The sequence below is a fragment of the Paenibacillus sp. RRE4 genome, assembly GCF_031844205.1.
GTDB lineage: Bacteria > Bacillota > Bacilli > Paenibacillales > Paenibacillaceae > Paenibacillus > Paenibacillus xylanexedens_B.
The window spans coordinates 60,857-80,089 of the sequence record NZ_JAUZUT010000010.1 but is presented as its reverse complement, the minus strand read 5'-3'; the positions used below and the strand labels follow the sequence as shown (position 1 = coordinate 80,089).

Below are 19,233 nucleotides of genomic sequence, written 5' to 3'. Positions count from 1 at the left end.
CAGCAATTGAGATCAGGATGCACAAGAATGCATATATCAAGGGAGGATTCAGAATTATGTCAAACGAACGTGAGCTTTCATTTGAAACATTAGCTATTCATGCAGGTCAAGAGATTGACCCGACAACCCAATCTAGAGCTGTACCTTTGTACCAGACCACATCTTATGGATTCCGTGATACGGAGCATGCTGCTAATCTGTTTGGTTTGAAAGAGTTTGGCAACATTTATACACGTCTGATGAATCCGACAACCGATGTATTCGAGCAGCGGATTGCGGCTCTGGAAGGTGGGGCAGGCGCATTGGCTACAGCTTCGGGTCAAGCAGCCATTACGTTCTCTTTGCTGAACATTGCCGGTGCTGGAGACGAGATTGTGTCCTCGGCAAGTCTGTATGGCGGAACATATAACCTGTTCTCAACTACGTTGCCGAAATTAGGTCTTGATGTGAAATTTGTAGATTCCAGTGATCCGGAGAACTTCCGTGCAGCGATTACGGAGAAAACAAAAGCGTTGTACGCTGAAACGATCGGTAACCCGAAGGGAAACGTACTGGATATTGAAGCGGTGGCAGCGATTGCCCATGAACATGGGATTCCACTGATCGTAGATAACACGTTCCCGAGTCCGTATTTGCTTCGTCCAATTGAACATGGAGCAGACATTGTCGTTCACTCGGCGACCAAATTTATTGGAGGACATGGTACGTCCATCGGTGGTGTCATCGTAGACAGCGGTAAATTTGATTGGAAAGCAAGTGGTAAATTCCCGGGACTGACTGAACCAGACCCAAGTTATCACGGGGTTGTGTATACGGAAGCGGTCGGCCCGATTGCTTATATTATTAAAGCGCGTGTACAGTTGCTACGTGACTTGGGAGCGTCCATTTCACCATTTAACTCCTGGTTGTTGGTACAAGGTTTGGAGACATTGCACCTTCGCGTGGAACGTCATAGTAGCAATGCGCTGGCAGTTGCAGAGTATCTGGAGAAACATGAGGATGTCCTGTGGGTGAGCTATGCTGGTCTGCCAAGTCATCCATCCTATGAACTTGCACAGAAATATCTGCCAAGAGGGCAAGGTGCGATTCTGACGTTCGGTATTAAAGGCGGCGTAGATGCAGGACGTAAATTAATCGAAAGCGTAAAATTGTTCTCCCACCTTGCTAACGTAGGCGATTCCAAGTCATTGATCATTCACCCGGCAAGCACAACCCATGCTCAATTGACGGAAGAAGAGCAAACAGCGGCTGGCGTAAATCCGGAATTGATCCGACTCTCTATCGGTACGGAAAATATTCAGGACATCATCTACGATCTGGAGCAAGCGATTCAAGCGAGCCAAGGTGCAAGCGTAGGCGCTTAAAAAGTACGTTACAACTGTAGGTGTATCAAAGCATGTAAAATGGATTAGAGCGATGTAACAGAATTAAAGTGGTGTAACAGAAAAAACATGCAGTACATTGAAAGGTCAAAGCCGCGTTCAGAGGGGCTTTGACCTTTTTGTATGGGAAGTTTTTAGTATGAAGAGCTATATGGTTAGCACCCAGCAAATTAGCATGCTGCTGTCTCTGTGTAATATGGTCAAGTGGAATGCAGAGGGGAGTTATAAGGGATAGGAGGAGGAGAAGAAGAATTCATTGAATCTGAGAAGATATAAAGTTTGCATGAGAAGGATGTACAGAGAAGTACCTAGCTTTGATATACTTATCTATGTATATTTTTTAAGAGGGGGCGAAAAGTATTAAATTACGTATAGGTTACGCCATCCCAGTTCTAATCTTTGTTGCTACTGACATTGGTTTGTTGATTTTTATTGTGAGGAATTTTGAAGGTTTATCGGAGACGGGAAGAGCAAGCATGCTTTTACTTGTATGGGGTATGTTGACCTGTGTGACAGGTACATCAATTGTCCGGTATATCTCCTGGATTAGAGACAAAAAAATTTAATGTTCTTTACCATGAAGCCGCAGTTAGCGGCTTTTTTAATGTGTTTGGATTATTTAGATGAGTTTGTGAGTTTGTGATTTTTTGATATGTTCTAAAATCTACAAGAAACACCCATTTACAAATGAACAGCGCAGGCATATAATTGAACAAAAGTTGTATTGAGTAAAAATAATTGCATAAGTACAAAAATGATTATCATTCTCACTGGATTAATGATCTAATGAAAATGTCAATCGTCTCTAAACCATGCTGCTACGGGATTCCCGTAGCAGCATGTGCCATTTTTAGGGCAATAACAATGGCTCTCATTCTCAATACAACCTGGGTTAATGCAGTCAGATGAGAACAAAACCATCCGAAGGGAACGTGATTTATATGCAAGCGATACATCAGCCTTTACAAGGGAAACAACAAGCCAAGCAACAATCGGCCCATACTCCTGGACCTAAACGTGGCAAGAAACCGAATTTCCGCGCGATGTTGCAAAACAAGGAGATGCAGGCAGCGCTGGGCAGTGGCATCATGATGCTGATTGCATGGGGAATAGCACCTTATTTTGCAACGTTGTCTGTGATAATCTACATTGCCGCTTACGGGATTGGCGGTTGGACGAAGGCCAAGGAAGGTGTCGAAACATTGGTTAAGGATCGTGATCTGGACGTTAACTTGCTAATGATTGCCGCATCACTTGGAGCGGCGACGATTGGTTACTGGAATGAAGGCGCGATGCTGATCTTTATTTTTGCCCTTAGTGGAGCACTGGAAAGCTACGCGACGGAGCGCAGTCACAAAGACATCTCATCCTTGCTGGCACTTAAACCGGAGACGGCACTGCGGATCGAGGATGGACAAATGAATGTCGTGGCGATTGAGGATTTGAAACCGGGGGATCTTTTACTCGTGAAGCCAGGCGAACTGATTCCTGCTGATGGAATTGTTTATCGTGGAAGTTCTTTTATCAATCAATCGTCGATTACCGGGGAATCCATGCCAGTCGATAAGAGTGCAGGGGACGAAGTTTATGCTGGTACAGTAAATGGTGAGGGGGCGCTATATGTCGAAGTCACCAAGTCGGCCGGGGGCTCACTGTTCGGAAAAATCATCAAGCTGGTGGAGGAAGCGCAAGCCGAGGTACCGGATTCGCAACGTTTTATGGAACGTTTTGAAGGCATCTATGCACGAATTGTTGTAGGTGTTACGCTTCTTGTTATTGGAGGAGCACCACTACTCTTGGGATGGACGTGGAATGAAGCTTTTTACAAAGCCATGGTCTTTCTTGTGGTGGCATCACCTTGTGCACTGGTGTCCTCCATCATGCCTGTGATGCTGTCTGCAATGTCCAGCAGCGCTCGCCGCGGGATATTGTTCAAGGGAGGGGCGCATATGGAGAATATTGCTCATACCCAAGTGGTCGCTTTTGACAAAACAGGCACGCTCACGATGGGAACTCCCAAAGTAACGGATATCCTAACTGCACCGAGAGTAAGCAGAGAGCAATTATTGTCCGCAGTGGCGTCTGTTGAAAATCTCTCGATGCACCCCCTTGCTCGGGCTATCGTGGAACAGGCGAGCAGGGAAAACGTACCTCTACAAGAGGCAGAGCATGTGCAGTCTATTACAGGACACGGCATTGAAGGAATCGTAAATGGCGTCGTGTGGAAGATTGGACGGCTGGATGGAACAGTGTGGGCACAAGAGATACATGAGATACAAGAGAAGCAGACGATGGAAGAGAGAGGAGCTACGGAAACGCTAGCTGTTACGCTAACTGGCGAATTACAGAATGGCAAAGCTGTGGAGTCCATAACTAATGATGTACCCGTAAACGGTGAAGCAGACTGGGAAACGGTATGTACCCGACTGGAGCGGGAAGGCAAAACGATATCTGTTGTAACCGTCAATGGTGAGTTTGCGGGTTTGATTGCGATGAGGGATATGATCCGTCCGCAGGCGGCTGAAGCTGTGAAGAAGCTGGAGAATATGGGTGTCAAAGTAGCGATGTTAACCGGTGATCGTGCCCGTTCAGCTTCGGTCATTGCCGGTGAAACCGGGGTTAGTCTGGTCTATGCTGATCTGCTACCTGAAGATAAGGTCAAACAGGTACAAGCGCTCCGTGAGCAATATGGTCATGTGCTGATGGTTGGTGACGGGGTTAATGATGCGCCTGCGCTTGCGGTAGCAACGGTGGGGATGGGCATGGGCTTGTCAGGCAGTGGAACAGCGATCGAGGTAGCGGATGCGGTGCTTATGAATGACAATATCGAAGAGATTGCTTGGGTAATCGGGCAAGCTCGGCGAGCAGAACGCACGGTGAAATACAATATGTGCTTTGCCATTACAGTTATTTTGGCGTTAATCGCGGGTAACTTCTTACAAGATATTGCTTTGCCACTTGGAGTGGTTGGTCATGAAGGCAGTACTATTTTGGTGATTCTGAATGGGCTTCGGCTGTTGCGTTAAGTTGTGAGAGGGCCATGGGGACAACCAGATTTGACGCACAGTGCTTCAGCAGTTCCCGTTTGAACCTGTGGTCAGAGGGTAATAGTCGAAGAGACGATACAATGCAAATGCAATGTATCTCACTGACGATAATTACTTTTAACGATAAAGGGAGCTGTGATCAATGGGCCGTTACGTACAAGTTGAACCGAATGTAAAAGTATATGTTGAAGATGTTGGTGAAGGGACTCCGGTACTGTTTTTACACGGCTGGCCTGTCAATTATAAAATGTTTGAATACCAATTGAATGTGCTACCGAACCACGGCATTCGTACCATTGCAATGGATTTCAGAGGTTATGGTTTATCCGATAAGCCGTCAACCGGATATGATTATGACCGTATGGCAGACGATGTTCGTGCTGTTATTGACGACCTGGGGCTGACAGATGCCATACTCGCTGGTTTCTCCATGGGTGGTGCTATCGCGGCACATTACATGGCGCGTCATGAGGGTCACGGAGTATCGAAGCTGGCTTTGTTATCGGCGGCGGCTCCTGTATTTACACAGCGTGAACGTTATCCGTACGGTTTAACGCCGGATGAGCTGAATGAGCAGATTATTGAGCCGATCTTCACGGATCGTGCGAAGCTGCTGGATACGTTCGGCGGAATGTTTTTTGCAAAAGAGCACAGCGAGCCGTTCATGCAATGGTTCCATGCACTAGGCATGGAGGCTTCGTCTTATGGTACGATTAGCAGTGCGATGGCGCTACGTGATGAGGATTTGCGTGGGGAATTGGAAACGATCCGGGTGCCTACAGCCATTTTCCACGGTAAAAAAGATGAAATCTGCCCATTCGAATTCGCTGAAGAGATGCACAAAGCGATCCCTTCGGCTGAAATGGTTGTGTTTGAAGAAAGTGGACACGGTGCCTTTTACGATGAATTGGAAAAATACAATGCTGAACTGATTCGATTTATTCAATCTTGATCGTTTGGATCAAAAAGAAAGTATAAATTGCCTTACAGATGATTTCAGCAATTTCAGTAATTTCATGGAATCTTCATTTATGGCTAAAAAAAGAACCCAACTTCAGCATCTGCTGGGGTCCGGGTTCTTTTGCCTTTCGCCAATCTAGAACAGTTCGGTTAGTCCGATCATCGTAATCAGACCAAACAGGAAGGAGATTGTAGCTGCGCGTGCATTGCCGTCACCATGACTCTCAGGGATCAGCTCTTTATAAACGATGAACATCATCGCACCTGCTGCGAACGCGAGACCGTAAGGCACCAGTCCGGCAACAAGACTACTGAGTGTATATCCGATCATGGCCGTTATAATCTCTACAGCCCCGGTCAATGTTGCAATGCCAAGTGCCTTGAAGCGACCGATGTTCTGATTGACGAGAAAGAGAGCGACCAGAAAACCTTCCGGTGCATTTTGTAAACCGATCGAAAAGGCAATCAGATTCCCTAAATTTTCATCCGTACTTGCATAACTTACACCGACAGACAAGCCCTCCGGCAAGTTATGCATCGTAATGGCTGCGATAATCATGAAGGCTTTGCCTTCAATTTTGAAAGGCATCTTTTCGGGGTTTTCCAGATCTACGTGTGGAATCCGCATCTCCAGCACCAGCAGAACCAGACTGCCGAGCATAATGCCAAAAGCAAGAACAAATAAATTAGATTGTCCCAGTGCTTCGGGAATGAGATTGTACACCGAGGCTGAGGTCATAATACCCGCTGCGTAAGCGAGTAAAATGTCGCGCAGACGATGTGATATTTTACGCATAAATAAGATCGGTACGGCTCCAAGTCCAGTCGACATGGCCGAAATAATACTGCCGAGTAGAGCGTCGTTCATGCTTCCATTTTCCCTCCTGATGAAGACTTCTTCATAATCGCTGCCGAGCATTGACACCGTACGTAAAAGAGATCATAATGAACAACAGATTAGAATGATTATAAATTAGAATTCCGTTTCTGCATAGGTGAATCGTCATATTCGTAGGCAGCTCTTATGGACATGATGTGGGCTATCCGTTCTAGTGTATGCAAAGGCTCGCGCTTTTGATGCCGGAGAGCTTGATCTTTTTGCAGAACATGGGGGAGGAACTATACATGTATAAATCAATTATTATTGGAACAGGCCCTGCAGGGCTGACAGCAGCAATCTATCTGGCACGCGCCAACCTGAACCCGCTCGTTATTGAAGGACCGCAACCTGGTGGACAGCTGACAACAACGACAGAAGTGGAAAACTTCCCGGGTTTCCCTGATGGTATCATGGGCCCTGAACTGATGGACAACATGCGTAAACAAGCGGAGCGTTTTGGCGCAGAATTCCGTACGGGCTGGGTAAACAACATCGACATGAGCGAGCGTCCTTTCAAAATTCAAGTCGAAGGTATGGGCGAACTCGTATCCGAGACGTTGATCTTGTCTACAGGCGCATCTGCTAAGTATTTGGGTATCCCGGGAGAAGAAACAAACGTGGGCCGCGGTGTCAGCACTTGTGCGACATGTGACGGATTCTTCTTCCGCAACAAAGAAATCATCGTTATTGGCGGTGGCGATTCCGCATTGGAAGAAGCGAGTTTCTTGTCCCGTTTCGGTTCCAAAGTAACCTTGGTGCACCGTCGTGAAGAACTGCGTGGCTCCAAAATTATGCAAGATCGTGCACGTAGCAACGAGAAAGTAGAAATGGCCCTGAACCGCACACCACTTGAAGTGATTGCTGGCGACAACGGCGTAACTGGCTTGAAAGTGCTCAACAACGCAACTGGTGAAGAAGAAGTGATTTCGGCAAGCGGCGTATTTGTAGCGATTGGTCACACACCAAACACAGGTTTCTTGGGTGGTCAGATTACTACAGACGAGCATGGTTACATTTTGACTACACCAGGAACTTCTGAAACGAACATCCCAGGCGTATTCGCATGTGGTGACGTTCAGGATACACGCTACAAACAAGCGATCACCGCTGCAGGTAGCGGATGTATGGCTGCAATGGACACCGAGAAATTCATTGAAAGCCTGGAGCACAGCGCAGTAGCGTTGTAATTCGGAAAGTCCGGTGTTTAAACAGTTCTTCATTTAGCTTATAAATTAACTGTATAAATCAAATAATCATTATGAGGTGAACTAAACATGGAAAACGTAATTGTATACACATCCACGAACTGCCCGAACTGCAAATCCGTGAAGTCTTTCCTGGCTGATAAAGGTATTGCTTATGAAGAGCGCAACATCGAGACAAGCGACGAGTTCGCACAACAAGTATGGGACATGGGCGTACGCGCAGTTCCTCTGACTGTGATCGGTGAACACCGCATTCTGGGTATGAACAAAACCCAATTTGCAAAAGTATTGGACGCTTAATTAACGCTTGCCTAGCTCTGGTTGCTGGCAATGTAGTTTAGAAAAGTTGAAGCTATTCCGGTTCGCGCGAGCCGTTTGAATATAGAAGTGAATAAGAAAGCCGTACCGGATGAGGTACGGTTTTTCTGTTTTTACATGTGGAATGGATAGAAAAAAAGAAGACGCGTAAGGCAACGTCAGGACTTAAGGACACTGCGCATAAGCGTCTTCTTTTTGAGCTAGAAAAAAATACTCATACACGTCTGAAATACGACATACACCAGTAAACCTGACAGCATGTACATGAAACCAGCCTTCTTTTTGCTCTGAAAAAATCGAAGTATGCCCAGGCTGAACAGGGGCGCAAGCACAATCAGGAACAGGAGTACGGTGACAAATACTGGCGCCGAGATATCTGATGTATCCACGTAGGTCACGAGTTTTCACTCCGTTTCATTATCGGATAACACAGCAACTATAGCGCTGCCATGACAAAAATCACATAGTCTCATTATACCTCTGGATTTCTTTAACAAAAAGGGAGGAAATGGGGCAAAATCTTGTCCATTTTATATTTTTTTGTGCAAAATATTAAACAGACACCCGTACATTCCCTAAAAATTGGGATATTGCAGAGTAGGCAGCCCCAATTCTGGTCGAACGGCTACCGAGTGCAGCCCATTCCACTTGCAGACTTCGACGGTGGTAAGGGAGCGTACGTTCCTCGACCACCTGTTTGAGCGCCGATTCAATCCAAGGCTTAGCCTCTGAAAGCGGACCGCCGATAATAATACGCTCCGGGTTAAAGCTATTTACGATGTTGGTAATGCCGACGCCCAGCTTGCGTCCAATAATGTCGTACAATGCTATCACGTCCTTGTGTCCATTCCGTGCGTGTTTAATCAGTTCTTTGGTCGTATATGCAGGCAGGTGCTGCTGATCCGGGTGTTCGTATACTTTTTCCGAGGCATATAACTCCCAGCATCCCCGATTACCGCAAGAACAAGGCAGACCCTCTGCTTCAATGGACATATGTCCAGTCTCACCGGCGTATCCCCAAGCACCCTTATATAATTCACCATCAACCATAATACCTGAACCAATTCCGATCCCTGCACTGATATAGATCAGATGACGTACACCAACACCTGCACCAAAGTTCAATTCACCACGCGCACCGGCGTTAGCTTCATTATCAATCGTGACGGGCAAGTTGAAACTTTCCTCCATCATGGCTTGCAAGGGAACCATTTCCCACTTCAAGTTGGGTGCAAACAGCACGGTGCCTTGCTCGTCCACCATCCCTGGCACTCCAATGCCAATGCCGATGACTCCGTGTGGAGAGGAGGGAGCCTGATCCATCAAGTGCCTCGCGGCCAGCTTTAGTTGTTCAAATACAGACGTTGCATCATGCTGCTCCAGATCAACGGCATATTCGGCAACGATATGACCTTCGAGGTCGGTGAGAACACCTTTCAAACGGGTTACGCTCAGTTCCAGACCAACAGCATATCCAGCCGTACCTCGAAAAAGCAACATTAGAGGTTTACGTCCACCGCTAGATTCTCCTGGCCCAATCTCCTGCACCAACTCATCGCTGATCAGATCCGCTACCAGATTGGAAACCGTTGCTTTGTTGAGACCGGTCACTTCGGATAATTTCGCCCGGGAAAGGGGGGCATGACGGCGAATCGTATCCAGTACGATCGACTTGTTTATTTTTTTGACCAGCATCTGGTCTCCGGTAATTTTCATATCGTTAAGGCACTCCTATTCTTTGTAACAAAGGATTTCATGTATATCCGCTAAGAAGCTATTCGACTATTATAGCGTAAACGAACCGGGAAAAAACAATTTTATTTTTACTTTGTTTAACCGATAGACAAAGTAAATCCAATGTGTTAGGATAACGGTGTAAACGATTTCTTATACAAACTCTTTTAAAACTTTTGAGGAGGCATTTATCACATGGCCTATTTTGAATCCGTTAATAAGATTGCATTCGAAGGTAAAGATTCCAAGAATCCATTTGCTTTTAAACATTATAATCCACAAGAAGTTGTCGCTGGTAAAACGATGGAAGAGCACTTCCGTTTCGGTATGGCTTACTGGCACACATTAACTGCAGGCGGTAGTGACCCGTTCGGTGCTGAAACAGCAGTACGTTCATGGGATAGCTACTCCGGATTGGATAAAGCGAAAGTTCGTGTAGAAGCGGCTTTTGAATTTATGGAAAAAATGAATCTGCCTTACTACTGTTTCCACGATGTAGACGTGGCTCCAGAAGGCGCATCGCTGCGTGAATTCTACGGCAACATCGATACGATCGTTGATCTGTTGGAAGAGCACATGAAAGCAAGCGGCAAAAAACTGCTGTGGAACACGGCTAACATGTTCTCCAACCCGCGTTTTATGTTTGGTGCAGCATCCACTTGCAACGCAGACGTATATGCTCACGCAGCAGCGCAGATCAAAAAAGGTCTGGAAGTAGGTAAACGTCTGGGTGCAGAAAACTATGTCTTCTGGGGCGGCCGTGAAGGGTACGACACATTGCTGAACACGGACATGCAACTGGAGCAGGACAACATTGCCCGTATGTTCCATATGGCTGTTGATTATGCAAAAGAAATCGGCTTCGACGCTCAGTTCCTGATTGAGCCTAAACCAAAAGAGCCAACAAAACACCAATACGACTTCGACGCAGCAACTTCCATTGCGTTCTTGCAAAAATATGATCTCGACAAACAGTTCAAACTGAACCTTGAAGCGAACCATGCAACGCTGGCTGGTCACACTTTTGATCATGAAATTCGCGTTGCTCGTATCAACGGCATGCTCGGTTCCCTGGATGCAAACCAAGGCGATCTGCTGATTGGCTGGGATACGGACGAGTTCCCGGTTGATATGTATGATGCTACTCTGACCATGTACGAAGTGTTGAAAAACGGCGGTCTGGGCAAAGGTGGCGTAAACTTCGACGCGAAAGTTCGCCGTGGCTCCTTCGAACCTGAGGATCTGTTCCTGGCTCACATCGCAGGTATGGATACGTATGCGAAAGGTCTGAAAGTAGCTTCCAAGCTGATCGAAGACCGTGTATTCGATGAATTCATCGAGCAACGTTACAGCAGCTTCAACGAAGGCATCGGTGCAGAGGTTGTTGCAGGTAAAGCAACACTTGCTTCCCTCGCGGAGTATGCTTTGAACAACGAAAACCCACGCAAAAACCAATCCGGACGTCAGGAATTGCTGAGAGCAAAACTCAACCAATACATCCTGGCTGACTAATCACAGTCATAGAGGAAGAGTAAAATCATGTCCGAATGAACTGGCTATGGCTCTATGACTAAATCATTGCCGCACATAAAGCAGGAATCATCACTTCCTATTCGGTGCAAAAGCATGTTGCACCCTGGACGTTGAATAAGCGTGACATTCAAACCGTCCCCGCTTTCCCCTGGGAAGGCGGGGACGGTTTGTTGGTTTGAGGCTCGTTGCCCCAAACGAGTACGTTTGTACCGTTTGAAAGCAACGTTACAAGGGGCATGCAGAAACGGAGTGAGCAGAAAGAACCCGGAGAAGCGGAGCTGAAAGCTTTCAGGGGGAAAGCTGGCATCGTAAGCATATGCTACGCATTTACAACCGGATTTCACCCTTGAAGAGGGGAAAGAGAAGAAATCCGGGGGTCAGGGCGATCGCAGGGTTTTCTGCACACGGAGTGACCTTCCATGTCCCACCTAAGATTTCAATCCTGTATAAAAGAAAGGAGTACACTTATGAGTTACGTAATTGGCGTTGATCTCGGAACGAGTGCAGTCAAGACCGTATTGGTCAATCGTGAAGGTAAAGTGGCTTTCGAAGCATCGGAGGCTTATCCGTTGTACCAGCCTAAAGCTGGATATAGTGAACAAAATCCAGAGGATTGGGTGGAGCAGACGATTGTATCGCTTCGCAAGCTTCTGGAATTATCTGGAGTGCAACCTTCCGAGATTGAAGGATTAAGCTTCTCCGGCCAGATGCATGGGCTGGTGCTGGTGGATGCAGCAGGCAAACCGTTGCGCAATGCCATCCTGTGGAACGATACCCGAACGACAGCACAGTGCCGCCGGATTGAGAAGGTGCTTGACAGCAAGTTGCTCAGCATTGCCCGGAACCGTGCATTGGAAGGGTTTACGTTACCTAAAATTTTGTGGGTGCAGGAAAATGAACCTGAATTGCTGGAACAAGCATCTTTGTTCCTGTTGCCAAAAGACTACGTACGTTACCGCCTGACTGGCGATTACGCGATGGATTATTCCGATGCAGCGGGTACGTTGCTGCTGGACGTGGCAGGCAAACAATGGAGCACGGAGATCGCATCTGCATTCAACTTGCCGATGACGCTTTGCCCGCGCCTCGTTGAATCATTCGACCAAGTCGGCACCTTGTTGCCTGAGATTGCAGAGCAAACAGGCTTAGCGCCAGCAACCAAAGTATTTGCTGGCGGTGCCGATAATGCCTGCGGGGCAATTGGTGCAGGCATTCTGAGTGAAGGACAGACAATGTGTAGCATTGGTACGTCCGGAGTTGTTCTCTCATACGAAGAACGAAAGGATCTTGATTTCGAAGGGAAAGTGCACTTTTTTAACCATGGTGAGAAAGATGCCTTCTATATTATGGGTGTGACGCTGGCGGCGGGATACAGTCTCTCCTGGTTTAAAGATACCTTTGCAGCAGACAAATCATTTGATGTTCTCTTGCAGGGCATTGACCAGATTCCGGCAGGAAGTAACGGTCTGTTGTTCACGCCATATATCGTAGGGGAGCGTACACCTCACCCGGATGCGAACATTCGAGGCAGTTTTATCGGCATGGATGCCGGGCATAAGCTGGAGCATTTTGGACGTGCTGTAATGGAAGGCATCACCTTCTCGTTACGTGAGTCGATTGATATTTTGCGTGGCGCAGGCAAGACGGTCAGCGAGGTGATCTCCATTGGAGGCGGGGCGAAGAACGAAGCTTGGCTGCAGATGCAAGCGGACATTTTCAATGCAACAATTGTGAAGCTGGAGAGCGAGCAAGGTCCGGCGATGGGGGCAGCCATGCTGGCGGCTTATGGCAGTGGCTGGTTCCCGACGATGCAAGAGTGTGCGGCGGCATTTATTCGTCCAGCGAAGTCCTATGAACCAAATCCGGAGACGGTAGCAGTATATGACGGTTTGTTTGCTCTTTATCAGGAGGTATATGGACAGACACGTGGTTTGAATGATCGTTTAGCGGCATATCGTTAAATCGAAGGTTTCATAAGTAGTCCGTATTCAAAATAAACTGAATAGAAGTATCCTGATCCAAAAGCATTCGCGTAAGCGAGTGCTTTTTTTGTGTTAGGTGTAGAAGTGAATTCTGAGGTGGCTATGTCGGAACACTTTGCCCTGCATAACCGGATTCCGGCTTAGCATAGATTGGATATAGAGGGTTGGCATCTAAAAGAATCGGAAGCATGGGGGTGTGGAGGTGGAAGAACGGGGGCAAGAACAAGAACAAGAACAAGAACAAGAACAAGAACAAGAACAACAGAAGCATGGGCAGGCAAAGGAAAAATCGGTAAAGGGGAGGCCACATATCACCTTATCCATGATTGTATGCAACGAGGAGAAACGCTATCTTAGGCAGGCACTTATGACACATCGTGCATGGATTGATCAGGCTGTCATTATTGATGATGGAAGCACGGATGGGACAGTTGCCATGTGTAGAGAGCTTTTACAAGGTATCCCTCTAGTGCTAGTGCAGAATCCGGTCTCGCGTTTTTCCGATGAGGTGAGTCTGCGAAAGCAACAATGGGAGGAGACCCTTTCAACTAACCCGGAGTGGATTCTTAATCTGGATGCGGATGAGGTTTTAACGCCGGATTTCGGGATTTTGCGTGATGACATCTTAAGTGGAATGGAAGAAGCGATTTACCTCCGTTTATATGATATGTGGAGTGAGACCGCGTACCGGGAGGATGCATACTGGCAGGCTCATATGTATTATCGGCCTTTTCTAGTCAAGTATCGTCCCGGGATGGTCTATGAATGGAAGGAAACACCGCAACATTGCGGACGATTCCCGTTGAGCATTCAGCATCTGCCTTATGCCTGTCATCCCCCGCGAGTAAAGCATTATGGCTGGGCAAGAGAAGAAGATCGTGTTCGTAAATATGAGAGATACCAGAGACTGGATCCCGAAGCACAGTATGGCTGGAAAGAGCAATATGAATCGATATTGGATGCAGAGCCTCGGCTTATTCCATGGTCTGATTAAGGGAAGGGAGTGAGTTTCATTGATGAAAAATCCGCTAGACCGTAAGAACAGTAGCAAAAGTGTCCAAGGTAAACCACAAGCGGATACCATACCCTCCAAGTCTGAGAAGGAAACAGTGCAAACGTTAAGGATAAAACAAGAGCAATCCCAAGAGGAAGAACGAGTACAGAAGCAAATGGAACAGTCCAAACAAATGACAGGGCAGAAGGGGGACCGACAATCACAGCCACAACAAAAGAAAGAACAAGTGGAAATGAAAGTGGAAGAGGACATCCTGCAAAGTACCCGTGAGCTTATCCTCATTGCTAGCCCTGTACGGCAGACAGCTGCCATCCTGAATGAATTTCTGGATTCCTTGCAGAGACTTGAGCGAAAGACGGTGCGTACAGACTATTTGTTTGTAGATGATAATGAGGAGGAAGCCTCCTCCCACATGCTGAACGATTTTGTACTTCGACATAACGGTAAGGTGATTCGTGCCCGCGATTTGAATGATACGGAGAGTGGGGACGCGGATGACCCAGGAAACTACAACAAAGATGAAGGTGGTCACTACTGGAGAAATGAACAGGTATGGCGAGTAGCCAGGCTGAAAAATAACATTTTACATTACGCACGTGAGCAACAATATGACGGCGTGTTTCTGATCGATTCTGATCTGGTGTTGCACCCTCGAACGCTGGAACAATTGGTATCGAGCTCAAACGAGATTGTATCCAATATTTTTTGGACCAGCTGGCAACCGGGAACAAAGGAAATGCCGCAGGTATGGCTTCAGGATGAATACGCACTCTATCGGCGGGGTGGTTCAGCTCTTGAGGCAACAGAGGCGCAGGATGAGGACGCACAGGCGAGTGCCTTTCTAAACCAGCTACGTATTCCGGGGTGTTATGAGGTGGGCGGGTTAGGTGCTTGTACTCTAATTCGGCGATCCGTACTTGAAGCGGGAGTGAATTTTGACCGTATCCCGAATGTGTCTTTTTGGGGAGAGGATCGTCATTTCTGCATTCGTGCTCAGGCGTACGGGTTTCAACTGTTTGTGGACACTCACTATCCAGCCTACCATATCTATCGTTTGTCCGACTTACCGGGGGCAGCGGCCTATAACTGCAGAATTAGACGAGGCGAAGAGGGCATTCGTATTAGCTTATGTATGATTGTGAAAAATGAAGAAACCTCCCTCGCCAGATGCCTCGATTCTGTAAAAGGAATTGCCGATGAGATCGTCATCGTGGACACGGGTTCCACGGATCGTACAAGGCAAATCGCGGCTCAGTACACCGAATGTATTTTCGATTTTGAATGGGTGGATGACTTTGCAGCGGCACGAAACTTTGCCTTTGACCAAGCCACCTGCGAATATATATTGTGGCTGGATGCGGATGATGTGTTTGAACCGGAGGATCGCGCCAAGCTGATTGCATTGAAACAGTCCCTTGATCCGGCGGTGGATAGTGTAACGATGGATTACAACCTCTCCTTCACGCCAGAGGGCAAGGTCGCGTATAGTCTGCGGCGAAATCGTCTGGTGCGTCGGGATCGCCAGTTTCGTTGGATTGGGGCAGTACATGAATACCTCGCTGTAGCAGGCAATTTGCTACATAGTGAGGTGGCTGTAACCCATAAGAAAGATAAGGTGTATACAGATCGAAATCTGCGAATATACCGCAAACGGGAACAGGCAGGTGAAGACTTCTCACCACGTGACCTCTATTATTTTGGCAATGAACTGAAAGACCATGCTTATCATGAAGAAGCCGTAACCTACTATGAGAAATTTCTGGATACCGGATTGGGATGGGTGGAGGATCGAATTGCGGCCTGTCAGAAAATTGCCGATTGCGAGGCAGTACTGAAACGTCCGGAACGAGAATCGGCCGCGTTGTTCCGTTCCTTTGCCTATGATTTACCGAGAGCAGAGGTGTGTTGCCGACTGGGGGGATATTTTGCAGATAGAGAAGACTACCGCCAAGCTATATTCTGGTATGAACAGGCTGTGCAGGCAATCCGTCCGGGTGATCCGATGGTTGTACTGAATGAAGCAGCGTGGACTTGGATGCCGCATCTGCAATTATGCGTATGTTATGATCGAATGGGCAACCGGGCGAAAGCGAAGGAGCACAACGACATTGCCCTAACTTATCATCCTACTCACCCCAGCATGTTGTACAATGATCGATATTTTAAGGATTTGGCGAAGGAAAGTGTAATGGAAAACACTTAAAGTCAGTTGAATGGGCTTCAATAGCGATATATGATCAGCACGTTCGTTGCCGTAATGCATGTAGTGCACGGAAATGTTGCGTGGGTAGGTCCTCTTTTTCAAAAAAATAGAATGAATCCTAAGACTAGCAGAGTCCACCTCTTCGCGATGAAGAGGTTTTTTTATTTCTATTTTAAAAAACTATAATTAAGGAGGTGGTTTCACAGGGGGGATTAGCGACGTTATAATGAAGAATTCAAGAATCAAACGGTAAAATTTATCCGAGAATCATACAGAGATGATTGGGAATCTCGCGGAAGAGCTCAATCCCGAAGCTTGTGGAAAACCAACGCTCTGAGTTTTCTTTAGAGACAATGTGCGCCAATATTAGTGTATCTCGGAGTGGATATTATAATGTCGGAGCGATTATTACATTACGTTAATGGGATTCATGGTGCGAGGGTAATTGGCTCCGACTTTATTCTAACGATCACAGGAGAGCTTATTTTAAGATTTTTGAGGGTTCGAGGATTCTAACGATCACCACAGACGCTATTTCGCTAAAAATGCACATAATCGGGTGAAATCATAACTAATTTGAGTAAATAAGCTCTCAGGTGATCGTTAGAAAATAAAAAGTGGCGAATCAGGCAAAATAAGCTTTCTGGTGATCGTTAGAAGATTTTAATGCTATAGTGCTATGCCTAAACGGAATCGGCTCTAATAAATTGCAATGAAAAAATGGAAGTGTCTTGATGTCTTGATGTCTTGATGTCTTGATACCTCGACACCTCTATCTCTTGGTCGTTCTGACACCACGGGGAGACTTATTGTTTTTATGTCTACATCCCCTATTTTCATAATACCTAATATGGATTAATGTATTTCTTCCAATGAAGCATATGCATTACAATAGTTTTTAACGGAAAAGCAGTGAACACCAGAATTTGTCCTCACGGGTTCTTGGCTACCGAATCTGAACGAACTAAGGGAGTGAATGGATATGAATCTGACAGAAATACTACTCGAATCGAGACTGGTCGCAATCGTACGGGGCATAAGCCGGGAAGCGGCGGTGACAGCCGGTCAGGGAATGACCGAGGGTGGCATTCGTCTAATGGAAGTGACGCTGAATACACCGAATGCGCATCAGATCATTGCTGATTGGCGCGAACGTCACGAAGGACAAGCCTATGTCGGCGCAGGTACGGTACTTAATGTGAGCATGGCAAAGGAAGCCGTGGCTGCAGGAGCACAATTTTTGGTCTCCCCCAATGTCGATCTGTCTGTTATTGAATATGCTGTAGAACATGGTGTTGAGATTTGGCCAGGGGCGATGACACCAACGGAGATTGTAGCTGCGTATGAAGCAGGGGCACGGGCTGTTAAGCTGTTTCCTATGGCCAGTCTGGGTATTCCATACCTGCGTGAAATCAAGGCACCTCTCGATCACATTCCACTGCTCGCAACGGGTGGCGCGACACTGGAGAATATCGATGCCTATTATGAGGCAGGTGCAGCCGCAGTAGGCTTGGGAAGTGCACTTTTGCCAAAAGAGGCTCTGGCTTCAGGAGATAGCACACAGGTTTCAGCTCGAGCAAGGGCATTTGTGGAGGCGGCGACAGTAAGAACAGGCAGGCAGACAGACAGACAACGCGGTTAGGTAACGGTATGGAATAGAGTAAAGTAGAGTAGAAGTCTTAATTTAAGAAGAAATAAGTAAATTTGGCGTAATGGGGTATATATAAAATAGTTTACATGGTTAATCGTTATAACAAACAAAAAGTGGAGATCATTTAACGTGTAGTTGATCCTGTTATCGTATGATAAGTGTATGTCAGTAGCCAGAGAGGAGAGAGGCCTTGTGAAAGCGAGAACGATGATTGGCGGTATGTTGGCGGTGGCCGCTGTAACTGCGGGTGGTTTATGGAAGGCAGCGGTAAAAAGCCAGACACCCAAAAAAATTCCGATTACGTTGACACCGCCGATGCCTTTTGAGGATATTACCTTTGAAAGTGGAGGGGGACAGGTGCAAGGTTGGTTCATTCCAGCGAGACCCGATGTTCCTAAGCCCTGGCCGCTCGTAATCATCGCACATGGCTGGGGTTCCAATCGTTCTCGTGTGTTACGCTATGCGCGCCCCATCTGGGAGGCAGGGTATGCACTGTTTATGTATGATGTACGTAGTCATGGAGCCAGTGATCCCGTTCGCGCTGCATCGGCCTATCTGTTCAGGGACGATCTACTGGCTGCGTTGACCTATGTGTCAGGCCGATCCGAGATTGATCCCGAAGCGATTGGAGTGTTGGGGCATTCCTTAGGTGGACTGGGGACGATTCTTGCCATTACAGAAGGCATTCCGGTTTCCGCCGTGGTTACCGACTCCATGCCATCCCAGTTTCAGGTGATCGTCAGCTCGGAACTGAGACGCCGGCGCCTGCCGCTGTTCCCGCTGGCACAGTTGATCCCTCGAATCTGGTTTTGGCGGTTAGGTGAGTCTTTAAAGACATATCAGCAGAATGATGCCGTAATGATGTTGAATGAACGGCGAAGAAGCATGCAGTTGCCATTCCTGATGATACACTCCAAAGGCGATAATTTTATTCCACCGAGTGAACTGGAATATTTTATGTCCAAAGCCGATCCGCCGGTAGAGCATCTATGGGTTAACAGTGAAGGACACAGCTGCTCAGAGGAAGACCCGGCTTTCTGGGCCACGGTCATTCCGTTCCTGAAAATGCATGTCCGTTCTGCTCCAGAGCGAGTTACACATGATGAAGCTACAATAAATCAGGACGGAACAGATCTGAATCATAGCGCAGGTTGATAGATGGAAACGCCAACTTGATTGGCGTTTTTTTGTTGTGCCTTTTTATTATACAGAAATTCACAATTGTAAAATTACCCGGAAAACAGCGATTAAAAAGGAAGCTTATGGTATCATAGATTAGAATGGCAAAATTCATGCAAGAGTATTTATCATGCATCCTGCATG

Annotated in this window: 14 protein-coding genes; 11 read left to right on the top strand and 3 right to left on the bottom strand. The window is 47.0% G+C overall.

From position 1 onward, the window contains the following. The first annotated feature begins 56 nt into the window (after window positions 1-56). The 3 genes from Q9R46_RS25270 (at window position 57) to Q9R46_RS25260 (ending at window position 5,381) form a co-directional block, all read left to right on the top strand. Window positions 57-1,364 carry a homocysteine synthase gene (locus Q9R46_RS25270; protein ID WP_145334816.1) on the top strand — a complete coding sequence of 436 codons (1,308 nt, stop codon included), beginning with the start codon at window positions 57-59 and terminating at the stop codon, window positions 1,362-1,364. Between the two features lie 959 nt (window positions 1,365-2,323). After that, window positions 2,324-4,408 carry a heavy metal translocating P-type ATPase gene (locus Q9R46_RS25265; RefSeq protein ID WP_311282236.1) on the top strand — a complete coding sequence of 695 codons (2,085 nt, stop codon included), beginning with the start codon at window positions 2,324-2,326 and terminating at the stop codon, window positions 4,406-4,408. A 163-nt stretch (window positions 4,409-4,571) separates the two neighbouring features. After that, window positions 4,572-5,381, top strand: coding sequence for an alpha/beta fold hydrolase (locus tag Q9R46_RS25260; protein ID WP_311282217.1), 810 nt, complete (start codon window positions 4,572-4,574; stop codon window positions 5,379-5,381). A 144-nt stretch (window positions 5,382-5,525) separates the two neighbouring features. Here the strand turns inward: Q9R46_RS25260 and Q9R46_RS25255 are convergent, their stop codons facing one another. Further along, window positions 5,526-6,257 carry a ZIP family metal transporter gene (locus tag Q9R46_RS25255; RefSeq protein ID WP_090924449.1) on the bottom strand — a complete coding sequence of 244 codons (732 nt, stop codon included), beginning with the start codon at window positions 6,255-6,257 and terminating at the stop codon, window positions 5,526-5,528. A 257-nt stretch (window positions 6,258-6,514) separates the two neighbouring features. Here Q9R46_RS25255 and trxB point away from each other — a divergent pair, with 257 nt between their 5' ends. Both trxB and Q9R46_RS25245 read left to right on the top strand, forming a co-directional pair. Continuing rightward, on the top strand, window positions 6,515-7,456 hold the full coding sequence (trxB, locus tag Q9R46_RS25250; RefSeq protein WP_311282216.1) for a thioredoxin-disulfide reductase: 942 nt from the start codon (window positions 6,515-6,517) through the stop codon (window positions 7,454-7,456). A gap of 87 nt (window positions 7,457-7,543) precedes the next feature. Continuing rightward, window positions 7,544-7,774: a glutaredoxin family protein gene (locus Q9R46_RS25245; protein ID WP_111268376.1), complete on the top strand. Its 231-nt coding sequence runs from the start codon at window positions 7,544-7,546 to the stop codon at window positions 7,772-7,774. 218 nt (window positions 7,775-7,992) lie between these two features. Here the strand turns inward: Q9R46_RS25245 and Q9R46_RS25240 are convergent, their stop codons facing one another. Both Q9R46_RS25240 and Q9R46_RS25235 read right to left on the bottom strand, forming a co-directional pair. Continuing rightward, on the bottom strand, window positions 7,993-8,190 hold the full coding sequence (locus Q9R46_RS25240) for a hypothetical protein (RefSeq protein WP_123065878.1): 198 nt from the start codon (window positions 8,188-8,190) through the stop codon (window positions 7,993-7,995). A 154-nt stretch (window positions 8,191-8,344) separates the two neighbouring features. After that, entirely contained in the window at window positions 8,345-9,508 is a 1,164-nt protein-coding gene (locus tag Q9R46_RS25235) for an ROK family transcriptional regulator (protein WP_311282215.1), read from the bottom strand. 213 nt (window positions 9,509-9,721) lie between these two features. On the opposite strand from Q9R46_RS25235, the gene xylA reads away from it, so the two are divergent. From xylA to Q9R46_RS25205, 6 genes are all read left to right on the top strand, one after another. After that, a complete protein-coding gene (xylA, locus tag Q9R46_RS25230; RefSeq protein WP_311282213.1) occupies window positions 9,722-11,038 on the top strand; it encodes a xylose isomerase in 1,317 nt (438 codons plus the stop codon). 488 nt (window positions 11,039-11,526) lie between these two features. Next, window positions 11,527-13,020 (top strand): xylulokinase, encoded by a 1,494-nt coding sequence (gene xylB, locus Q9R46_RS25225; protein WP_311282212.1) that lies wholly within the window; start codon window positions 11,527-11,529, stop codon window positions 13,018-13,020. Between the two features lie 223 nt (window positions 13,021-13,243). After that, window positions 13,244-14,035: a glycosyltransferase family 2 protein gene (locus tag Q9R46_RS25220; RefSeq protein WP_311282211.1), complete on the top strand. Its 792-nt coding sequence runs from the start codon at window positions 13,244-13,246 to the stop codon at window positions 14,033-14,035. A gap of 22 nt (window positions 14,036-14,057) precedes the next feature. Next, the gene (locus tag Q9R46_RS25215; RefSeq protein ID WP_311282210.1) at window positions 14,058-16,259 is read left to right on the top strand and encodes a glycosyltransferase; all 2,202 of its coding nucleotides are present in this window, start codon (window positions 14,058-14,060) and stop codon (window positions 16,257-16,259) included. Between the two features lie 982 nt (window positions 16,260-17,241). After that, the gene (locus Q9R46_RS25210) at window positions 17,242-17,901 is read left to right on the top strand and encodes a bifunctional 4-hydroxy-2-oxoglutarate aldolase/2-dehydro-3-deoxy-phosphogluconate aldolase (protein WP_311282208.1); all 660 of its coding nucleotides are present in this window, start codon (window positions 17,242-17,244) and stop codon (window positions 17,899-17,901) included. A gap of 201 nt (window positions 17,902-18,102) precedes the next feature. Then, window positions 18,103-19,065, top strand: a complete 963-nt coding sequence (locus tag Q9R46_RS25205) for an alpha/beta hydrolase (protein ID WP_260984776.1) — start codon at window positions 18,103-18,105, stop codon at window positions 19,063-19,065. Window positions 19,066-19,233 lie beyond the last annotated feature (168 nt).

Coding starts and splice junctions, on each gene's coding strand:
- Q9R46_RS25270 (WP_145334816.1), top strand. CDS start 57: ATGTCAAACGAACGTGAGCTTTCATTTGAAACATTAGCTATTCATGCA.
- Q9R46_RS25265 (WP_311282236.1), top strand. CDS start 2,324: ATGCAAGCGATACATCAGCCTTTACAAGGGAAACAACAAGCCAAGCAA.
- Q9R46_RS25260 (WP_311282217.1), top strand. CDS start 4,572: ATGGGCCGTTACGTACAAGTTGAACCGAATGTAAAAGTATATGTTGAA.
- Q9R46_RS25255 (WP_090924449.1), bottom strand. CDS start 6,257: ATGAACGACGCTCTACTCGGCAGTATTATTTCGGCCATGTCGACTGGA.
- trxB (WP_311282216.1), top strand. CDS start 6,515: ATGTATAAATCAATTATTATTGGAACAGGCCCTGCAGGGCTGACAGCA.
- Q9R46_RS25245 (WP_111268376.1), top strand. CDS start 7,544: ATGGAAAACGTAATTGTATACACATCCACGAACTGCCCGAACTGCAAA.
- Q9R46_RS25235 (WP_311282215.1), bottom strand. CDS start 9,508: ATGAAAATTACCGGAGACCAGATGCTGGTCAAAAAAATAAACAAGTCG.
- xylA (WP_311282213.1), top strand. CDS start 9,722: ATGGCCTATTTTGAATCCGTTAATAAGATTGCATTCGAAGGTAAAGAT.
- xylB (WP_311282212.1), top strand. CDS start 11,527: ATGAGTTACGTAATTGGCGTTGATCTCGGAACGAGTGCAGTCAAGACC.
- Q9R46_RS25215 (WP_311282210.1), top strand. CDS start 14,058: ATGAAAAATCCGCTAGACCGTAAGAACAGTAGCAAAAGTGTCCAAGGT.
- Q9R46_RS25210 (WP_311282208.1), top strand. CDS start 17,242: ATGAATCTGACAGAAATACTACTCGAATCGAGACTGGTCGCAATCGTA.